Origin of the sequence: Edaphobacillus lindanitolerans (assembly GCF_900156305.1) — a bacterium.
Taxonomy (GTDB): domain Bacteria; phylum Bacillota; class Bacilli; order Bacillales_A; family Planococcaceae; genus Bhargavaea; species Bhargavaea lindanitolerans.
This window is the reverse complement of the sequence record NZ_FTPL01000001.1, coordinates 419,497-436,735: the sequence shown is the minus strand read 5'-3', so window position 1 is coordinate 436,735 and position 17,239 is coordinate 419,497. Positions and strand designations below refer to the sequence as shown.

Annotated in this window: 16 protein-coding genes and 1 other annotated feature; of the genes, 14 read left to right on the top strand and 2 right to left on the bottom strand. The window is 54.7% G+C overall.

The features are described from left to right. Window positions 1-27 precede the first annotated feature (27 nt). The 3 genes from B0B07_RS02100 (at window position 28) to B0B07_RS02090 (ending at window position 3,499) form a co-directional block, all read left to right on the top strand. On the top strand, window positions 28-792 hold the full coding sequence (locus B0B07_RS02100; protein WP_076756713.1) for a prolyl oligopeptidase family serine peptidase: 765 nt from the start codon (window positions 28-30) through the stop codon (window positions 790-792). A gap of 49 nt (window positions 793-841) precedes the next feature. Then, window positions 842-1,150, top strand: a complete 309-nt coding sequence (locus B0B07_RS02095; RefSeq protein WP_076756712.1) for a metal-sulfur cluster assembly factor — start codon at window positions 842-844, stop codon at window positions 1,148-1,150. A gap of 213 nt (window positions 1,151-1,363) precedes the next feature. Beyond that, window positions 1,364-3,499: an ATP-dependent Clp protease ATP-binding subunit gene (locus tag B0B07_RS02090; protein WP_076757466.1), complete on the top strand. Its 2,136-nt coding sequence runs from the start codon at window positions 1,364-1,366 to the stop codon at window positions 3,497-3,499. Window positions 3,500-3,561: 62 nt separating this feature from the next. On the opposite strand, the gene B0B07_RS02085 is transcribed toward B0B07_RS02090, so the two are convergent. Further along, window positions 3,562-3,750 carry a DUF2929 family protein gene (locus B0B07_RS02085; protein ID WP_076756711.1) on the bottom strand — a complete coding sequence of 63 codons (189 nt, stop codon included), beginning with the start codon at window positions 3,748-3,750 and terminating at the stop codon, window positions 3,562-3,564. 186 nt (window positions 3,751-3,936) lie between these two features. On the opposite strand from B0B07_RS02085, the gene B0B07_RS02080 reads away from it, so the two are divergent. The 8 genes from B0B07_RS02080 to B0B07_RS02045 all read left to right on the top strand — a co-directional run bounded on the left by B0B07_RS02080 (window position 3,937) and on the right by B0B07_RS02045 (window position 12,715). Further along, entirely contained in the window at window positions 3,937-4,869 is a 933-nt protein-coding gene (locus tag B0B07_RS02080; protein ID WP_076756710.1) for a beta-ketoacyl-ACP synthase III, read from the top strand. A 72-nt stretch (window positions 4,870-4,941) separates the two neighbouring features. Next, window positions 4,942-6,186: a beta-ketoacyl-ACP synthase II gene (gene fabF, locus B0B07_RS02075; protein WP_076757465.1), complete on the top strand. Its 1,245-nt coding sequence runs from the start codon at window positions 4,942-4,944 to the stop codon at window positions 6,184-6,186. Between the two features lie 292 nt (window positions 6,187-6,478). Then, window positions 6,479-7,510 (top strand): ABC transporter ATP-binding protein, encoded by a 1,032-nt coding sequence (locus B0B07_RS02070; RefSeq protein WP_076756709.1) that lies wholly within the window; start codon window positions 6,479-6,481, stop codon window positions 7,508-7,510. After that, window positions 7,507-8,514 carry an ABC transporter ATP-binding protein gene (locus B0B07_RS02065; protein ID WP_076756708.1) on the top strand — a complete coding sequence of 336 codons (1,008 nt, stop codon included), beginning with the start codon at window positions 7,507-7,509 and terminating at the stop codon, window positions 8,512-8,514. Before B0B07_RS02070 ends, B0B07_RS02065 begins: the two co-directional genes overlap by 4 nt. Before the next feature lie 34 nt (window positions 8,515-8,548). Further along, window positions 8,549-10,285 (top strand): oligopeptide ABC transporter substrate-binding protein, encoded by a 1,737-nt coding sequence (gene opp4A / locus B0B07_RS02060; RefSeq protein WP_076756707.1) that lies wholly within the window; start codon window positions 8,549-8,551, stop codon window positions 10,283-10,285. A 177-nt stretch (window positions 10,286-10,462) separates the two neighbouring features. Then, window positions 10,463-11,428, top strand: a complete 966-nt coding sequence (opp4B, locus tag B0B07_RS02055; protein ID WP_076756706.1) for an oligopeptide ABC transporter permease — start codon at window positions 10,463-10,465, stop codon at window positions 11,426-11,428. 15 nt (window positions 11,429-11,443) lie between these two features. Continuing rightward, entirely contained in the window at window positions 11,444-12,361 is a 918-nt protein-coding gene (opp4C, locus tag B0B07_RS02050) for an oligopeptide ABC transporter permease (protein WP_076756705.1), read from the top strand. A 129-nt stretch (window positions 12,362-12,490) separates the two neighbouring features. Then, window positions 12,491-12,715 (top strand): hypothetical protein, encoded by a 225-nt coding sequence (locus tag B0B07_RS02045; protein WP_076756704.1) that lies wholly within the window; start codon window positions 12,491-12,493, stop codon window positions 12,713-12,715. Here the strand turns inward: B0B07_RS02045 and trpS are convergent. Then, window positions 12,666-13,652 carry a tryptophan--tRNA ligase gene (gene trpS / locus B0B07_RS02040; protein WP_076756703.1) on the bottom strand — a complete coding sequence of 329 codons (987 nt, stop codon included), beginning with the start codon at window positions 13,650-13,652 and terminating at the stop codon, window positions 12,666-12,668. The two genes, B0B07_RS02045 and trpS, sit on opposite strands and share 50 nt — an antisense overlap. A 46-nt stretch (window positions 13,653-13,698) precedes the next feature. Beyond that, window positions 13,699-13,910 (bottom strand) — a binding site (T-box leader). Between the two features lie 138 nt (window positions 13,911-14,048). Between trpS and B0B07_RS02035 the strand changes: the two genes are divergently transcribed. The 3 genes from B0B07_RS02035 (at window position 14,049) to mecA (ending at window position 17,005) form a co-directional block, all read left to right on the top strand. Next, window positions 14,049-15,248 carry a putative glycoside hydrolase gene (locus tag B0B07_RS02035; protein WP_084186502.1) on the top strand — a complete coding sequence of 400 codons (1,200 nt, stop codon included), beginning with the start codon at window positions 14,049-14,051 and terminating at the stop codon, window positions 15,246-15,248. A 453-nt stretch (window positions 15,249-15,701) separates the two neighbouring features. After that, entirely contained in the window at window positions 15,702-16,100 is a 399-nt protein-coding gene (spxA, locus tag B0B07_RS02030) for a transcriptional regulator SpxA (protein ID WP_040227801.1), read from the top strand. A 242-nt stretch (window positions 16,101-16,342) separates the two neighbouring features. Continuing rightward, a complete protein-coding gene (mecA, locus tag B0B07_RS02025) occupies window positions 16,343-17,005 on the top strand; it encodes an adaptor protein MecA (protein ID WP_076756702.1) in 663 nt (220 codons plus the stop codon). The last annotated feature ends 234 nt before the right edge of the window (window positions 17,006-17,239 follow it).

Below are 17,239 nucleotides of genomic sequence, written 5' to 3'. Positions count from 1 at the left end.
TAAAAGAAAAAACAGGAAGTGCTGCATATGCTCATCAAGGAAGAACATTGGGCGGGAATCCCGCTTTTGCATGTATACCCGGAAGACGGCGGTGAATCGGCACCCGTCGCGATGTTCCTGCACGGATTCACGAGCGCCAAAGAACATAACCTCCACTATGCATACAATCTGGCAAAGCGCGGCATCCGGGTCTTGCTGCCCGAAGCCCATCTGCACGGAGTTCGTGAAGAGGGACTCGACGAAGTCCAGCTCAGCCTGCGTTTCTGGGAGACCGTGCTCACGACAATCGAAGAAGTCGGCAAACTGAAGGCGGAGCTGCAAAGACGCTTCCCGGACGCAAAGAAATTCGGGCTCGCCGGAACTTCGATGGGGGGCATTGAGACACTCGGCTGCCTGAAGGCGTATGACTGGATCGACACAGCAGGCGTCATGATGGGCACGCCCGGATATGTCAACCTGTCGAAAGCCCAGATGGCCCAATATGAAAGCCGCGGATTCAAGCTTCCCCTTACTGGCGGGGAGCGGACGGCACTGCTCGATACGCTTGCCCGGTTTGACCTGACGAAAGACCGGACGGCGCTTGCCGGGCGCCCGGTCTACTTCTGGCATGGGATGAACGATGAAACCGTCCCGTTCAAGCCGACGGCCAATTTCATCGAAGCATGCAGGAAAGATTATGAGAATGTGCCGGACCGGCTGAAATTCACCGCGGACCGCTCTGCGGGACATGCCGTTTCCCGGACGGGCATGCTTGAATGCACGGACTGGCTTGCAACTCATTTGAACGGTTGAGCACAGGTCTGTTATGATGAATGGAATACGGAACGGAAGGGGTATCACGATGGATCAAGAGATGAAAGAAAGCATCATGGGCGCGCTTGAGAATGTCATCGATCCCGAGCTTGGCATCGATATCGTCAATCTAGGACTCGTCTATGACATCGATATGGACGACGCCGGCAAAGTCGATGTGACGATGACCCTCACTTCGCTCGGCTGCCCGCTCGGGCCGATGATCGTCGACAACATCAAGCGTGAACTGGCTGAACTGCCGGAAGTGAAAGACACTGAAGTGAACATCGTCTGGAACCCGCCATGGTCGAAAGACATGATGTCCCGCTATGCAAAAATCGCACTCGGCGTGCGATGATCATAATCAAAACGCGGATCCCCGAAAGAGGCGATCCGCGTTTTTTATATGCAGGGCAATGACCGGGCCGGTGGCAGCTGCATGATCCGGAACGCCCCAGACTCCCGGCGTTTCACTTTACCCTGTGAAGGGAATAGCATATAATGGAATTAGTCAAAGATGGTCAAAAAGGTTGATGACATTAGGCAAAACGGGGTGAATGTGCAAATGCAGATGAACATGCAGCAGGAGGATCAGAGAAGTCCGCTCGAGCAATTCGGCCGGAATCTGATCGAGCAGGTGAAGGAAGGGAAGATGGACCCGGTGATCGGCCGCGACCAGGAAATCCGGGACGTGATCCGCATCCTTTCCAGAAAAACAAAGAATAATCCGGTTCTGATCGGCGAGCCGGGCGTCGGAAAGACGGCGATCGTCGAAGGGCTTGCCCAGCGGATCGTCAAGAAGGACGTCCCCGAAGGTTTGAAGGACCGGGATTTGTATGAGCTGGACATGAGTGCGCTCGTTGCCGGTGCCAAGTACAGGGGGGAATTCGAGGAACGGCTCAAAGGCGTGCTCCGGCAGGTGAAGGACAGCGATGGGCAGATCATCCTGTTCATCGATGAGCTCCATACAATTGTCGGTGCCGGAAGGACCGAAGGATCGATGGACGCAGGCAATATGCTGAAGCCGATGCTCGCGCGGGGAGAACTCCATTGCATCGGCGCCACCACGCTGGACGAATATCGCATGTATATCGAAAAAGATCCCGCGCTTGAGCGCCGGTTCCAGCAGGTGTATGTCCGCGAGCCTTCCGTCGAAGACACGGTGTCCATTCTGCGCGGTCTGAAAGAACGGTATGAACTTCATCACGGGGTCCGCATCCATGACCGTGCGCTCGTGGCGGCGGCGGCCCTGTCAGACCGGTATCTGACGGAGCGGTTCCTGCCGGACAAGGCGATTGACCTGGTCGACGAGGCTTGTGCGCTCATCCGGACTGAAATCGACTCGATGCCGCAGGAGCTGGATGAAGTGACCCGCCGCATCATGCAGCTGGAGATCGAGGAACAGGCGCTCATGATGGAAAAAGACGAGCGGAGCAAGGCACGGCTTGAAGCCCTGCGTGCAGAACTTGAGGAACTCCGGGCGTCGACCGCAGACATGCGTGATCGCTGGGAACGGGAAAAAGAATCGATCCGTGAAATCCAGGCGAAGCGGGAGGAACTGGACCGTTACCGCCGGGAGCTTGAAGACGCGGAGAACCGGTATGACCTCAACAAAGCGGCCGAACTGAGGCACGGCCGCATTCCACAGGCCGAAAAAGAGCTGGCGCAGCTGGAGGCGCCGCTCACAGATGAGGAGAACCGCCTGCTCCGGGAAGAAGTGACCGAAGAGGAGATTTCTGAAATTGTCGCACGATGGACGGGAATTCCGGTTGCGAAACTTGTCGAAGGCGAGCGGGACAAGCTGCTCCGCCTGCGCGAGACGCTGGAAAAGCGGGTGATCGGACAGGATGACGCCGTCCGGCTCGTCACGGAGGCTGTATGGCGGGCAAGATCCGGGATCAAAGACCCGCACCGGCCGATCGGATCGTTCCTGTTTCTCGGTCCGACGGGCGTCGGGAAGACGGAACTGGCGAAGACGATCGCCGCGACGCTCTTTGACTCGGAATCCCACTTCATCCGGATCGACATGTCCGAATACATGGAGAAGCACTCTGTTTCCCGTCTCGTCGGAGCGCCTCCCGGATATGTCGGATTCGAGGAAGGCGGACAGCTGACGGAAGCCGTGCGGCGCAACCCGTACTCCGTCGTCCTGCTGGATGAAATCGAAAAGGCGCATCCGGATGTGTCGAATATCCTCCTGCAGGCGCTCGATGACGGGCGCATCACGGACAGCCAGGGGCGGAACGTCGATTTCACGAACACGATCATCGTCATGACGTCGAACATCGGCTCCTCCCTCCTTCTCCAGATGGAAGGGGAAGAGGAACATGCGGTCGAAGACCTGATCATGGCCGAGCTGAAGCGCCACTTCAAGCCGGAGCTGCTCAACCGGATGGACGATATCGTCATTTTCCATTCATTGAAAAACGAGGATTTCCGGCGGATTGCACGGAAGATGCTCGACGACCTGGCCGACCGCGTGGCGACTCAGGGTATCGTGCTCACATACGGCGACGGCCTGGTTGACTGGATTGTCCAAGAGGGGACCGACTCCGACTTCGGGGCCCGGCCGCTCAAGCGGTTCATCCAGCGCCATGTCGAAACGGCCGTCGCCCATGGGCTGATCCAGGGCGGCTATCAGGAAGGGGATTCGATCCGTGCCGAGCTTGCGGACGGGAGCATCACGATCCGGAAGCTGGGCAAATGACTACCGCAGCGCAATACAAAAAAACCGTTCTTCCATTTCGGAAGAACGGTTTTTCAGTGAAGTCACGCTTCGTAATCCGGTGTGGACTCACTCGGCAGGACCGCCGAGACGATGAACACGAGAACCGAAAGAACGACAGAGACAATCACGCCGAGTCCAAATTCGAACGGCACGTCATTGATCGAGCTGACCACGTAGTTCAGCATCGTGACGAGTAGGAACGACCAGAAAAATGTCATGATGTATTGCATGAAAGTCACCTCTGCACGGAATTTTCCTTTTTCATCATAACACACTGCACAAGGCCGGGAAAGCACGATTCCGGTGAATGTCCGCCCGTGCCGCTTTTCACGGTCAAGAAGTTGTCAAAACCGGGTCCGCTGTGTTAAATTATCACCAGGTATTAATAGATGATAATAAAGAAAAGGGGTTAAGGAATGGGCGTAGGAATGATCGGAATCGGGAAATGCGTCCCGGAACATGTGCTGACAAATGCTGACCTGGAAAAGCGGCTCGACACTTCTGATGAATGGATCCGCACACGGACGGGGATCGAGGAGCGCCGCATAGCGGGAGACGATATGGACACTTCCGACATGGCGTACAAGGCAGCGGAGGAAGCCATCCGGGATTCCGGGATCTCGCCGGATCAGATCGGGCTCATCCTCGTGGCGACCGTCACGCCCGACCGGCCGTTCCCGAGCGTGGCAACCCAGCTGCAGGATCGCCTCGGCGCCACCCATGCCGCCGCGATGGACATTTCTGCCGCATGTGCCGGATTCATGTACGGTGCTGCCACGGCCATGCAGTTCGTCGAGTCCGGGACGTATGAATACGTGCTAGTGGTCGGTGTGGAGAAGCTTTCGAAAATCACCGACTGGGAAGACCGCAATACGGCAGTCCTGTTCGGGGACGGTGCGGGCGCTGCAGTCATCGGCAAGGTTTCGGAAGGGAAGGGCATCCTTGCATTTGAACTCGGTGCGGACGGCTCGGGAGGAAAGCACCTGTATCAAGACGAATATCTCCATATGAACGGGCGGGAAGTGTTCAAGTTTGCTGTCCGGCAAATGGGCGAGTCCGCCTTGTCCGTCCTCGGAAAAGCCGGGCTCACGAAAGAAGATGCGGATTATCTGATCCCGCACCAGGCGAACATCCGGATCATGGAGGCTTCCCGTGAACGCCTCGGACTTCCGCCGGAGAAAATGTCCAAGCGGATCCACAAATACGGCAACACATCCTCCGCATCCATTCCGATCGCCCTTTGTGATGAAGTGGCGGACGGCAATGTCAAAGACGGGGATCTGCTCGTGCTCGTCGGGTTTGGCGGGGGTCTCACATGGGGCGCCCTTGCCATCCGCTGGGGCAGATGAAGACCCCCGGCCCGCGGGATGCAATTCAGGAAATCCATATATAAATATCTGTGAGAAGGAAGGGAAATGATGATGGAGAAAAGACGTGTCGTTATAACGGGTGTCGGAGTGATCAGCCCGGTCGGCAATGACGCGGCCACTGCATGGGCTGCGATCAAAGATGGAAAATCAGGCGTCGGACCGCTCACGAGGCTGGACCGGGAACTGTTCCCGGCCAAGGTCGCGGCCGAGGTGAAGGGTTTTGACATCGAAGAATATATCCAGAAGAAGGAAGCGCGCAAAATGGACCGCTTCACGCACTATGCACTGGCGGCGGCATTCGAGGCACTCGACGATGCAGGCCTGCCGCGCCGGCTGGATGATGAGACGGCACTCCGGACAGGGGTCTGGATCGGATCGGGCATCGGCGGCATGGAAACGCATGAACAGCAGTTCAAAACGTTCCAGGAGCGCGGATATCGCCGGGTGAGCCCGTTCTTCGTTCCGATGATGATCCCGGACATGGCCGCAGGACAGGTGTCCATCTACACGAACGCCAAAGGGATCAACTCTTGTACGGTCACCGCATGCGCATCCGGGGCCAATTCAATCGGCGATGCCTTTGAGGCGATTGTACGCGGTGATGCGGATATGATGATCACGGGCGGTGCGGAAGCCCCGATCACGACGATGGCGGTCGCCGGCTTCTGTGCGAACACAGCCCTCACGACCAATCCGGATCCGGAAACGGCTTCCCGTCCATTTGATGCGGACCGGGATGGCTTCGTCATCGGTGAAGGTGCGGGCATCCTGATCCTCGAAGATTACGACCGTGCAGTGTCCCGCGGAGCGAAAATCTATGCGGAAATCATCGGCTACGGCTCCACCGGCGACGCACACCACATCACGGCGCCCGCCCCTGAAGGCGAAGGTGCGGCACGTGCGATGCAGCAGGCACTCAGCAAAGCCGGCGTCAGACCCGAGCAGGTCGATTACATCAATGCGCACGGCACGAGCACGCCGTACAATGATGAATTTGAAACGGATGCGGTGAAGAGCGTGTTCGGCGACCATGCCTATGAACTCGCCGTGAGCTCCACCAAATCGATGACCGGCCATCTCCTCGGTGCTGCGGGGGGAGTGGAAGCCGTCTTTACCGCGATGGCCATCCGGGACGGCATCATGCCTCCTACGACCAACTATAAAACCCCGGATCCTGCCTGTGATCTGGACTATGTGACCGAAGGGGCGCGCAAGCATGACATCCGCTACGCCATGAGCAACTCGCTCGGCTTCGGCGGACACAATGTTTCCTTGCTCTTCAAGAAAGCGGAATAAGATTCATGGAACGAAAGTCCCGGACCTATTGAGTGGTCCGGGGCTTTTTTGGTGCATCCGGGCCGGATTCGGGAGATAGGATATTCATCTTGGGACTTATTATCTTAGCAGAATATAAATTCAGAAAACAGTTTGCGAAAGCCCGATATAACTGGATTTTTCAAATGAATACAACCTTTTTCCGATTCCATCAAAATAGGAAATTCAAAAAATACCTTGCGCATGTAATCTTTTTGTAATAAAATTTAGCAAGAACGAAATAACAGAAAAATAGAAATCTTGAGGTGCAAAAATGACAGCAAATCAGGCAACGAACAAGCAGACACCTCTCCTCGAGGTCCACAATCTACAAACCGGTTTTAAAATCGGAAAAGAATATTTCAATGCAGTCGAAAGCGTCTCATTCAGCATAAACCGGAAACAGATTGTCGGGATTGTCGGCGAGTCCGGCTGCGGCAAGAGCGTCATGTCCCTGTCGATCATGCACCTCCTCCCGCAGGGCATCGGTAAAATCCGCGGCGGTGAAATTCTGTTTGAAGGGCAGGACATCGTCGATTACGACGAAAAGAAGATGAACGGCATACGCGGCAAAGACATCTCGATGATCTTCCAGGAACCGATGACTTCCCTCAATCCGGTATTCACGATCGGCTATCAGATCACGGAAGTCCTGCTCAACCACCAGGACATCACAAAGAACGAAGCAAGAACGAAAGCGGTTACATTGCTCAAGAATGTCGGCATTCCGCGTGCCGAACAGATCGTGGATGAATATCCTCACCAACTCTCCGGAGGGATGCGCCAGCGGGTGATGATCGCCATGGCAATCGCCTGCCAGCCGAAGCTGCTCATCGCCGATGAGCCAACCACGGCGCTTGACGTAACGGTGCAGGCACAGATCCTCGACCTGCTGAAGAACATCCAGGAAGTCAATGACATGGCCATCATGCTGATCACGCACGACCTTGGAGTCGTCGCCGAGATCTGTGACGTTGTCCTCGTCATGTACGCCGGCAAGATCGTTGAGCGTGCGACGGTGGAAGAATTGTTCGAGAATCCGAAACATCCATATACGAAGCTGCTGATGGAAGCCATTCCGAAGATGGAAGAGGAACGCGAGCGGCTTGCAACGATCGAAGGGCTCGTGCCGGCGATCAAGGACATGCCTGCCGTCGGCTGCCGGTTCGCCAACCGGTGTCCGAAAGCAATGCCGGAATGCATGCAGGTGACCCCGCGGCTCGGCGAATCCGCAGCCGAACACGAAGTGGCCTGCCTCCTCTATGAAGAAAGCTGGCCGAAAGAAGAAAGAGTGGGTGCACGATGACAACAAAAGAGCTGACAGAGCAAAACAGCAAAAAGAAAGAACGGGAAAACCTTCTTGAGGTAAAAAACCTGAAAACGTATTACCCGATCCACGGCGGCTTTTTCAAGCACGTGGTCGGCAATGTCAAAGCGGTGGACGATGTGTCCTTTACCATCAAGAAAGGCGAGACGATGGGGCTCGTCGGAGAATCCGGCTGCGGTAAGTCGACGACCGGCCGGACTCTCCTCAGGCTCATCAAGCCGACCGGCGGCCAGATCATCTTCGACGGGGAGGACATCACGAACATCAGCGGCTCCCGGCTCCGCAAGGCGCGCCAGGACTTCCAGATGGTCTTCCAGGATCCCTACGCATCCCTGAACCCGATGCAGATGGTCGGGGACATCATCGCAGAACCGATCCTCAACTTTGAGCGCCGGAACAAAAAAGAGCTGGAGCAATACGTCAAATCTCTCCTCACCCGTGTGGGTCTGCCGGAATCGGCTTACTATAAATACGCCCATGAGTTTTCCGGCGGACAGCGGCAGCGGATCGGGATCGCCCGTGCGCTGGCGCTCAATCCTAAGCTCATCATCGCGGACGAGCCCGTGTCCGCGCTGGACGTCTCGGTCCAGTCGCAAGTCCTGAACCTCCTGAAAGACCTGCAGGAGGAGTTCGATCTCACGTATCTGTTCATCGCCCACGACCTGAGCGTCGTCAAGCACATGAGCGATACGATCGGCGTCATGTATTTGGGCAATCTCGTCGAGGTTGCATCAAATAAAGATCTCTACAGCGAGCCGCTGCACCCTTACACGCAGGCGCTCATCTCCGCAATACCGGAGCCTGATCCGAAATTGCGGAAAGAGCGGATTGTGCTGCAGGGGGATGTGCCGAGCCCCGCGAACCCGCCTACCGGCTGCCCGTTCCATACGCGCTGCCCGATGGCACAGGAAATCTGTTCGCAGGAAAAGCCTCCTTTGAAGGAGGTGAGACCGGGTCATCACGTAGCGTGCGTCCTGTACTGATCAAAAATAATCTCTAAATGGGGGGTAAACAAGTATGAAACGCAAGTCGATGTTATGGCTGTTCGCGATGATCCTTGTCCTGTCCGCATTCCTCGCAGCATGCGGCGGCGACAAGGCTTCCGATGACAAATCGGGCGACAGCAAAGGTGACGGCAAAGCGACCGAAACGGAAGATTCCGGTCCGCAGCAGGGCGGTACGCTCACATACGCGCTTGACGCGGTTCCTGAAGGCCTCTTCAGCTTTGCCTTCTATGGCATTGCGACAGACGCAGAGATCATCGATTTCTTCGATGAAGGACTTATCAAGTACGACGAAAACCTCGAGCCGATCCCGAACTATGCGGAATGGGAAACCGAGGACAACCAGCACTTCACATTCAAGTTCAAAGAAGGCGTGAAGTGGCACAACGGTGAAGAACTCACAGTCAATGACTGGGTCTTCGCACTCGAAACACTGGCAAGCCCTGACTACGACGGCCCTCGTTATGCGAACGTCGAAACGGTCGAAGGTGCGCCTGAATTCCGTGAAGGCAAAGCCGACAGCATCTCCGGCCTGAAAGTCATCGACGATTACACAATCGAAGTGACATTCGACGCGCCGCGCCTGAACAACCTGACGAACCTCTGGACATACCCGATGCCGGCAAAAGAATTCGAAGGCATTGAAGTCAAGGATATGTCCGGTTCCGATGCAGTCCGCAAGAACCCGGTCGGCGTCGGTCCGTTCAAAGTTGAAAAAATTGTTCCGGGCGAGTCCGTAGAACTCGTGAAAAACGAAGATTATTGGAACGGAGACGTCAACCTTGACAAGATCATTGTCCGAATCATCGACAACTCCGCCACGGTCGGCGCTCTCCAGAACGGCGAAGTCGACATGGTCGCCATCCAGCCTGTATCCGGCCCTGAAGTCGAGAAGCTCGATAATGTGGAAATCGTCACGGCACCTGGCCTTTCCTATTATTATGTCGGCTTCAAACTCGGCAAGTTCGACAATAAACAACAGAAGATCGTAGAAGAAAATCCTAAGTACCAAGACGTCAAACTCCGCCAGGCTATGGCGCATGCCATCAACCGCCAGGAGTGGATCGATGCATTCTTCTTCGGCTACGGAAAACCGATCAACAAGCCGGTTCCATCGGCACACTGGATTTCCGCAGACGACAGTGAAGTCACAGGCTACGACTACGATCCAGAAAAAGCGAAAAAGCTTCTTGATGAAGCCGGCTACAAAGATGTAGACGGTGACGGCTTCCGCGAAGATCCGAAAGGTGAAAAATTCAGTGTCAAGTTCTCCCACTATGCTACGGGCAACCCGACGTTTGAATCCCGTGCAACAGCGCTGACCCAGTACTGGGAAGAAGTCGGCCTCAAGTCCGAACTTGAAATGGTCGAAGTCAACCTTTACTACGATATGATCGAAAAAGACGACCCGTCGATCGAAACATTCTTCGGCGGATGGAGCACAGGCGCAGATCCGGACCCGACTCCGACATGGGCATCCGACCAGATCTGGAACTACCCGCGCTACAATAATCCTGAGGCCGACGAGCTCCTCAAGAAAGCTCTGAGCGTTGAAGAAATCGGCGATGACAAAGACAAGCGCAAGCAGGTCTATGCTGAATGGCAGAAGATCGTCACTGATGATGTACCGATGATCTTCATCGCAGAACTGGATGAACTGTATGCGGTATCCGATAAGGTTGGCGGCTTCACGGTCGACGTTGCGGGCACAAACAACCCGTCGGAATGGTACAAGAAAGAAGGCAAGTGATCTGACGGATTGACTGAAGAACCTGTCAGCGGCGGGCGGAAAGCCTGCCTGCCGCTGATTCTATTTATTTTATTGTTTGGATGCTCTTAAGCACGGTAAGGAGTATTTCAATAAAAATAATTCTTACCGTGTTTGAGAGTGGCAACGAAGAGAGACAGAAGAGAAGGAGAGTACCGTATGGTTAAATATGTATTGCGCCGGCTGCTCGGGATGATTCCGATGCTGTTCCTCGTATCCGTCGTCGTCTTCTTCCTGGCGAAGGCGATGCCGGGGGACTCGCTCCGTGGCGAAATCGACCCGACCAACACCAACCCTGAATATATCGCCGAGATGCAAGAGAAACTCGGCTACAATGATCCGGTCTACGTCCAGTATTGGAATTGGGTGACCAGTTTCGTGCAGGGAGACTTCGGAAAATCAACCCGCTATAAAATGCCGGTTTCCGATCTGCTTCTCGAGAAAATACCGAATACCGTTTTCCTGGCACTCACTGCGCTGATCATTACATACATCCTTGCTTTTGCGATGGGGATGTACTCCGGACGCAAGCCGTACACGATCGGTGACAATTTAATCGCCGGTTTCAACTATACCGGCCTCGCCATCCCTTCATTCGTCGCCGGGGTGTTCGCCGTTTACTTTTTTGCATTCAAACTTCATTGGTTCCCGTTTGCCGGTTCCGTCGACATCGAAGTTCAGAATGGAACGATCGATTACTGGATGAGCCGCATCCATCACGTCATGCTTCCGGCATTCATCCTCGGACTGTTCAGTACGGCTTCCTATACCCAATTCCTGAGGAATGACCTGATCGAAAACTCGCGCAAGGACTTTGTGCGGACCGCCCGTGCAAAAGGGACTCCGATCGGCAAGATCTACAATGTCCATATTCTGCGAAACTCGATCATTCCGCTCGTGACGTTCCTCGGATTCGACATTGCCAGCCTGATGAGCGGTGCCGTGATCACAGAAAAAATCTTCTCGTATCCGGGCATCGGGCTCCTGTTCCTTGATTCCGTGAACAACCGGGACTACCCGACGGTGATGGCCATCACGATGATGCTCTCGGCACTCGTCCTTGTCGGTAACCTGATCGCTGATATTCTGTACGGAGTCGTGGATCCGCGGATCCGCTTAGGTTAAGGGGGAAAGCACATCATGACAACGAATGCAGCAACAGGGCCGGCCAAAAACCGGGAAAAAAGTCTCTCTCCGTGGGCAATCGCCAGACGGAAATTCATGAAAAATAAACTCGCGATGATCAGTACGGCATTTCTTTTCATCGTCATCATCCTGTCTCTTCTCGCACCGACTTTGGCGCCTCATCTTTCGCCGATCCCGGATGTCGCCAAGGTCAATATCAGCAAAATGAACATCGCGCCAAACGGCGACCATCTGCTCGGTACGGACAAGAGCGGCCGGGACGTCCTTACACGCCTGCTCTACGGGGGCCGGATCTCCCTACTCGTCGGTGCCAGTGCAACGGCACTCGTCATTTTCATCGGAACGCTCGTCGGATCAATCGCCGGATTCTTCGGCGGTGCAGTCGACAGCATGCTCATGCGTTTCACAGACTTTGTCCTGAACTTTCCGTTCCTCGTGTTCGTCATCGTGCTCAACACGATCCTGTTCGGCATCGTGGACGGCCTCTGGGTGCTCATCGGCGTGATCGGGTTCCTCAGCTGGGGCGGCGTGGCGCGGATCGTCCGGTCGAAAGTGCTCGCAGAAAAAGAGAATGAATACGTGCTTGCCGCCATTTCGATCGGCTGCTCTCCGGCAAAGGTCATCGTCAAGCACCTGCTCCCGAACGTCATGTCGACGATCATCGTTCAGGCGACACTCCTGTTCGCCAGTCTGATCATCGCTGAATCCGGACTGTCCTACCTCGGCTTCGGGGTGCCGCAGGAAATCCCGAGCTGGGGGAATATGCTCGCGTATGCGAACGAGCCGGATGTCCTTCAGGGCAAGCCGTGGATGTGGATGCCTCCTGCACTGGCGATCACGCTCACGATCCTTTCCATCAACTTCATCGGGGAAGGCCTGAAAGACGCCCTGAACCCGAAATCGCTGCGGTGAAAACTGCTGTGGTGAGCCGCTGAAGCGGACCGACAGACCAAAACCACACACAAAAGCGGGACCCTTTCCGAATAAGGGTCCCGCTTTTGCTATATGTTGTACAAACCATGAGCAGAAAGGAATCCGGCCATGAACCGTTTCTTCCTTTTCTTATTCTCCTACGGACTGTGCGTGATCACGATGTCCCATCTTGTCCTGTACCTGAACTACCGGGCACTCGGCTATTCCTGGGAGGTCGTGTTCCGCCATATCTTCTCGACGATTGACTTCAAGGTCATGCTCGCCTCACTGGCCGTCCTGCTGCTTACCGTTTCCGGCCGAGGCCCATTGCGGCTTCCATCCGGGAAAGAGTAGCCGAGGCGATGGCGCTCGCTTTTTCAGCCCCTTCATCAAGAATCCGGTCCAGCTGATCGGAATGGAGCAATTCCTGATATCTCTCCTGGATCGGCGTCAGGTGATTGATGACGGCCTCTGCAACCCCCGCCTTGAAATCTCCGTATCCGCCGCCTTCATACTTCCGGACAAGCTCCTCAACCGGCACACCGGAAAGGGAAGCCTCGATGTTCAGCAGGTTGGAGACGCCCGGCTTGTTCAGTTCGTCATAGGCGACGCGGCCTTCGGAGTCGGTCACCGCGCTCTTGATCTTCTTCTCGATCTGTTTCGGCGTATCGAGAAGCGTGATGACGGCCTTCTTGTTTTCGTCCGACTTGCTCATCTTTTTCGTCGGCTCCTGCAGCGACTTGATGCGTGCGCCGTGTTTCGGCAGGCGGATGTCGGGCACGGTGAGTGTCTGGCCGTAACGTTTGTTGAACCGCTCGGCCAGGTCCCTCGTGAGCTCCACGTGCTGCTTCTGGTCATCCCCGACCGGGACGATGTCCGTGTCGTATAGGAGGATGTCCGCGGCCATGAGAGGTGGGTAAGTGAGGAGTCCGGATGAGACGGCTTCCCGGCCCGTCGACTTGTCTTTGAACTGCGTCATGCGTTCGAGTTCGCCGATGTATGAAATGCACTGCATGATCCATCCGGCCTGTGCGTGGGCGGGGACCTCAGACTGGATGAACAGGGTCGCCTTGTCGGGGTCGATGCCGACTGCGACATAGATGGCTGCGAGAGACCGGATGGCACTGCGAAGGTCATCCGGGTCCTGCGGCATCGTGATCGCGTGCTCATCGACGATGCAGAACACACAGTCATAGTCATTCTGAAGCTCCGTAAACTGGCGGAATGCCCCGATGTAGTTGCCGAGGGTCACCATGCCCGTCGGCTGAACACCTGAAAAAATCCTCTTCATTCAAAAAACCTCCTGAAAATAAAAAAATCACCAGCCATCCCATCAAAACTGGGACGGATGATGTGTCATCAACCGCGGTACCACCCGCATTGCCGAAATTCGGCCGCTCAAGCCCGTAACGAGGGCGGACGGAACCGGCTACTCCATTCACCGGTCCTGCTCGGGAGCCCATTCGGCGGGGGAGCCGGCCTGTTCTCACCGGCCACAGGCTCTCTGGACGGCTGCCCTCCGCTTACTCTTCTCCGTTTGCGCATTTGTTGTTAAATGATTTCCCTCTATTATATAGATGCCGGGAAAAAGTCGCAACTTCGGGGTGCCTGAATATTTCCTGTAATCCTTTCTTCGTCTTCCGGGAACTGTTAGAATAAGGGCATCAACCAAAAGGGGTTTTGCGACATGAAGATAAAGTGGATGGCGGCTGCCGTACTCGCCGCCGGCCTGATGATGCCTGCCGCCGCCTCGGCAGAGATGGAACGTCCGGCCGATTTCAAAGAGATCGCCTACGGATTCGAAGATTTTGACCAGGGTCTGATTTCTTCCTCAAAACTCTTCACTTACGACTCCGGTCTGACCTTCGACTATCCGGACGCGGTCCGCGGCATTTATCTGACCGGCCATTCCGCGGGCGGAGCCAAGTTTGATCAGCTCGTGGACTTTGTCGGATCCACCGAGCTGAATGCCATGGTCATCGACATCAAGGATGATTTTGGCTATCTCACCTACGAACCGGAGAAAGACTCACCGCTCGCAGAGATGGGAATCGGACAGCCGTACATAAAAGATCCGCGGGCCATGCTCGAGAAGCTGGAGGAGAAGAAGATTTATCCGATTGCCCGTGTGGTCGTGTTCAAAGACACCATCCTTGCAGAAAAGCGTCCTGAACTTTCTTATACGGACGGCGGGAAAGTCTGGAAGAACGGGCGGGGAGAAGCGTTTGTCAGTCCGTTCCTGAAAGAAGTCTGGGACCATAACATCCAGATTGCCATCGAAGCGGCCAAAATGGGCTTCAAGGAGATCCAGTTCGACTATGTCCGGTTCCCGGAAGGATTCGAGACGCGTGCCGATACACTCGGTTACACGTTCGGTGAATATGAGGACTCGAAGCTCGATCCCGTACAGCGCAGGGTCCAGGCGGTCACCGACTTTGTCGCCTACGCAAAAGAGCAGCTTGAACCGTATGGGGTGGATGTTGCAGTCGACATCTTCGGATATTCGGCCACTTTGCCGGAGGCGCCGGGGATCGGACAGAATTTCTCGAAGATCTCCGAAAACGTGGACGTCATTTCATCGATGATCTATCCAAGTCACTGGACTTCGTATTTCGGGATTGCCAAACCGGACCTCGAGCCTTATAAACTCGTCGCCGAATACGCAAAGGTAGAAAACGAGAAGCTCGGCGAACTCAAGAATCCGCCGGTGTCCCGGCCCTGGCTGCAAGACTTCACGGCATCGTGGCTGGGCAGCGGGAATTACCTGAAATACGGCAAGGCGGAGGTGGAGGCGCAGATCAAGGCGCTCAATGACTCCGGAATCGATGAGTTCCTGCTGTGGAATGCGGCCAACCGGTACACGCAGGGCGTCGACTATACCCCTTGATCAAAAATGGAAGCTGGCCCGAACTGGCATGCACGGAAATAAATTTCCGGTGTATGCCATTTTTTCGTTTATCCCAGGACGAATCGGGAAATATATGAACTAGAACGGAACTTTTTGGCGGCACAATCGTACTAATTAATACAGGAAGATGAATTGAAGACGATTTTCATTCACAGCAACTTAATTGAGAATACCAACGTTCAATTTTCCTGTGTCTGTGTGCATTGAACACATCGCTATAACAGAAGGACAGACAGCTTTTTAACGGCAATCCGCAAATTTCGCGAATTTGTGAAGGCTGATGCCAGAGGGAAAACTTTTTCCGAAAATGTGTATCGCTATGGTCAGAAATGGTGTATAATAAAATCATGCTGAAAGACATTAGAATGATTTTAATCAGAAAGACCTAATAAACGCTCCGACTTCCTACCTATTTGAAAGGACGTGTAGTGGATGAGTGTCACCCTTTTTACATCGCCAAGCTGCACTTCTTGCCGCAAAGCGAAAGCATGGCTTGAAGAGCATGAAATTCCATATACAGAACGGAACATTTTCTCCGAACCGCTCACCATTGACGAGATCAAGCAGATTCTCCGCATGACGGAAGACGGGACGGATGAAATCATTTCGACCCGTTCGAAAATCTTCCAGAAGCTGAATGTTGACCTGGAGAGCCTTCCCCTTCAGACACTTTACGAACTCATCCAGGAGCACCCGGGTCTTCTCCGCCGGCCGATCATCCTCGATGACAAGCGTCTGCAGGTCGGGTACAACGAAGATGAGATCCGCCGGTTCCTCCCGCGCAAGGTGAGGGCCTACCAGCTTCTTGAAGCACAGCGGATGGTCAACTGAGCATAAAGACAGACTGACAGGAGCGTTCCGTGGAGCCTGTCAGTCTTTTCGTTTTTTTTCTTGCTTTCCGTTGTGCCGTCCCATACAATGCTTATACTACTAACTAAGACCTTCCCGCAGGACACGCCTTTCCATTCTTTTGCGGGCCGGCATATACTACAGCAGGACACTTGCCAACGGCGGAACGTTTCTTGATTTCATGTGGGTTTACGGAGATTACCGTCGGAAGGGAGAGGTGCAACATGGAAATAGAACGGATCAATGAAAACACGGTCAAGTTTTTCATTTCGTATATTGATATTGAAGAACGCGGGTTCACCCGCGACGAAATCTGGTATAACCGGGACCGAAGCGAAGAACTGTTCTGGGAAATGATGGAGGAAGTCGACGATGAAGCCGATTTTGCAATCGAAGGCCCGCTCTGGATCCAGGTCCATGCCATGGACAAAGGGCTGGAAGTGACTGTCACGAAGGCCCAGGTCACGCGGGACGGCAAGCAGCTCGAACCGCCGTTCGGCTCTGAAGACCGGAAACGGATGTACGGTCAGGACGAATCCTCCTACGCGGACCTCAACGATCTGGACTACATGCCGGAGTTCAGGCAGGAAGAAGACGAGTGGGCGGACGCCACGTTCCTCATCGGGGAATTCGATGACCTGATCCCGCTTTCCCAGGTCCTCAACGGGGAGCTGCTCAGGACTTCGCTCTACCTGTTTGAAGAAAGCTACTACCTGCATATCGGCTTCGATGATCTTCCGGGCGATGAAAGTGAACTGGAAGACATCAACAGTATCCTGCTGGAGTATGCACAGCGCTCCAATGTCACGATTCACCGGCTTGAGGAGTACGGGAAAGTGATCATCGCGGACGACGTTTTCGGTACAATTGCAGAGCATTTCGGCTGATCTGGAAGCCGTCTGAACGGGAAGCCTGCCGCTTCCCGTTTTTTTATTTGCAGAAAAAGACGGAAAGCCGGGGGTGGTTGCCCCAAAGCAAGATTTTGTTTTGACGCGGTTTCCGATGTCGATTTTAGAATTCGGCGCAACCCCCGTCCCCAAAATCCAAATTTGCCATCCACTTGCGTCGGGCGTGGGTTTGCCGAAAAGCGCCCCCGCGCCTACAATGGCGAAAAGGATGAA

Excerpts from the sequence above, each read along its gene's own strand:
- B0B07_RS02065 (WP_076756708.1), top strand. The coding sequence starts at position 7,507 with ATGACAACAAAAGAGCTGACAGAGCAAAACAGCAAAAAGAAAGAACGG.
- B0B07_RS02045 (WP_076756704.1), top strand. The coding sequence starts at position 12,491 with ATGAACCGTTTCTTCCTTTTCTTATTCTCCTACGGACTGTGCGTGATC.
- opp4C (WP_076756705.1), top strand. The coding sequence starts at position 11,444 with ATGACAACGAATGCAGCAACAGGGCCGGCCAAAAACCGGGAAAAAAGT.
- fabF (WP_076757465.1), top strand. The coding sequence starts at position 4,942 with ATGGAGAAAAGACGTGTCGTTATAACGGGTGTCGGAGTGATCAGCCCG.
- B0B07_RS02090 (WP_076757466.1), top strand. The coding sequence starts at position 1,364 with ATGAACATGCAGCAGGAGGATCAGAGAAGTCCGCTCGAGCAATTCGGC.
- opp4B (WP_076756706.1), top strand. The coding sequence starts at position 10,463 with ATGGTTAAATATGTATTGCGCCGGCTGCTCGGGATGATTCCGATGCTG.
- mecA (WP_076756702.1), top strand. The coding sequence starts at position 16,343 with ATGGAAATAGAACGGATCAATGAAAACACGGTCAAGTTTTTCATTTCG.
- B0B07_RS02070 (WP_076756709.1), top strand. The coding sequence starts at position 6,479 with ATGACAGCAAATCAGGCAACGAACAAGCAGACACCTCTCCTCGAGGTC.
- B0B07_RS02100 (WP_076756713.1), top strand. The coding sequence starts at position 28 with ATGCTCATCAAGGAAGAACATTGGGCGGGAATCCCGCTTTTGCATGTA.
- B0B07_RS02085 (WP_076756711.1), bottom strand. The coding sequence starts at position 3,750 with ATGCAATACATCATGACATTTTTCTGGTCGTTCCTACTCGTCACGATG.
- B0B07_RS02095 (WP_076756712.1), top strand. The coding sequence starts at position 842 with ATGGATCAAGAGATGAAAGAAAGCATCATGGGCGCGCTTGAGAATGTC.
- B0B07_RS02035 (WP_084186502.1), top strand. The coding sequence starts at position 14,049 with ATGAAGATAAAGTGGATGGCGGCTGCCGTACTCGCCGCCGGCCTGATG.
- spxA (WP_040227801.1), top strand. The coding sequence starts at position 15,702 with ATGAGTGTCACCCTTTTTACATCGCCAAGCTGCACTTCTTGCCGCAAA.
- opp4A (WP_076756707.1), top strand. The coding sequence starts at position 8,549 with ATGAAACGCAAGTCGATGTTATGGCTGTTCGCGATGATCCTTGTCCTG.
- trpS (WP_076756703.1), bottom strand. The coding sequence starts at position 13,652 with ATGAAGAGGATTTTTTCAGGTGTTCAGCCGACGGGCATGGTGACCCTC.
- B0B07_RS02080 (WP_076756710.1), top strand. The coding sequence starts at position 3,937 with ATGGGCGTAGGAATGATCGGAATCGGGAAATGCGTCCCGGAACATGTG.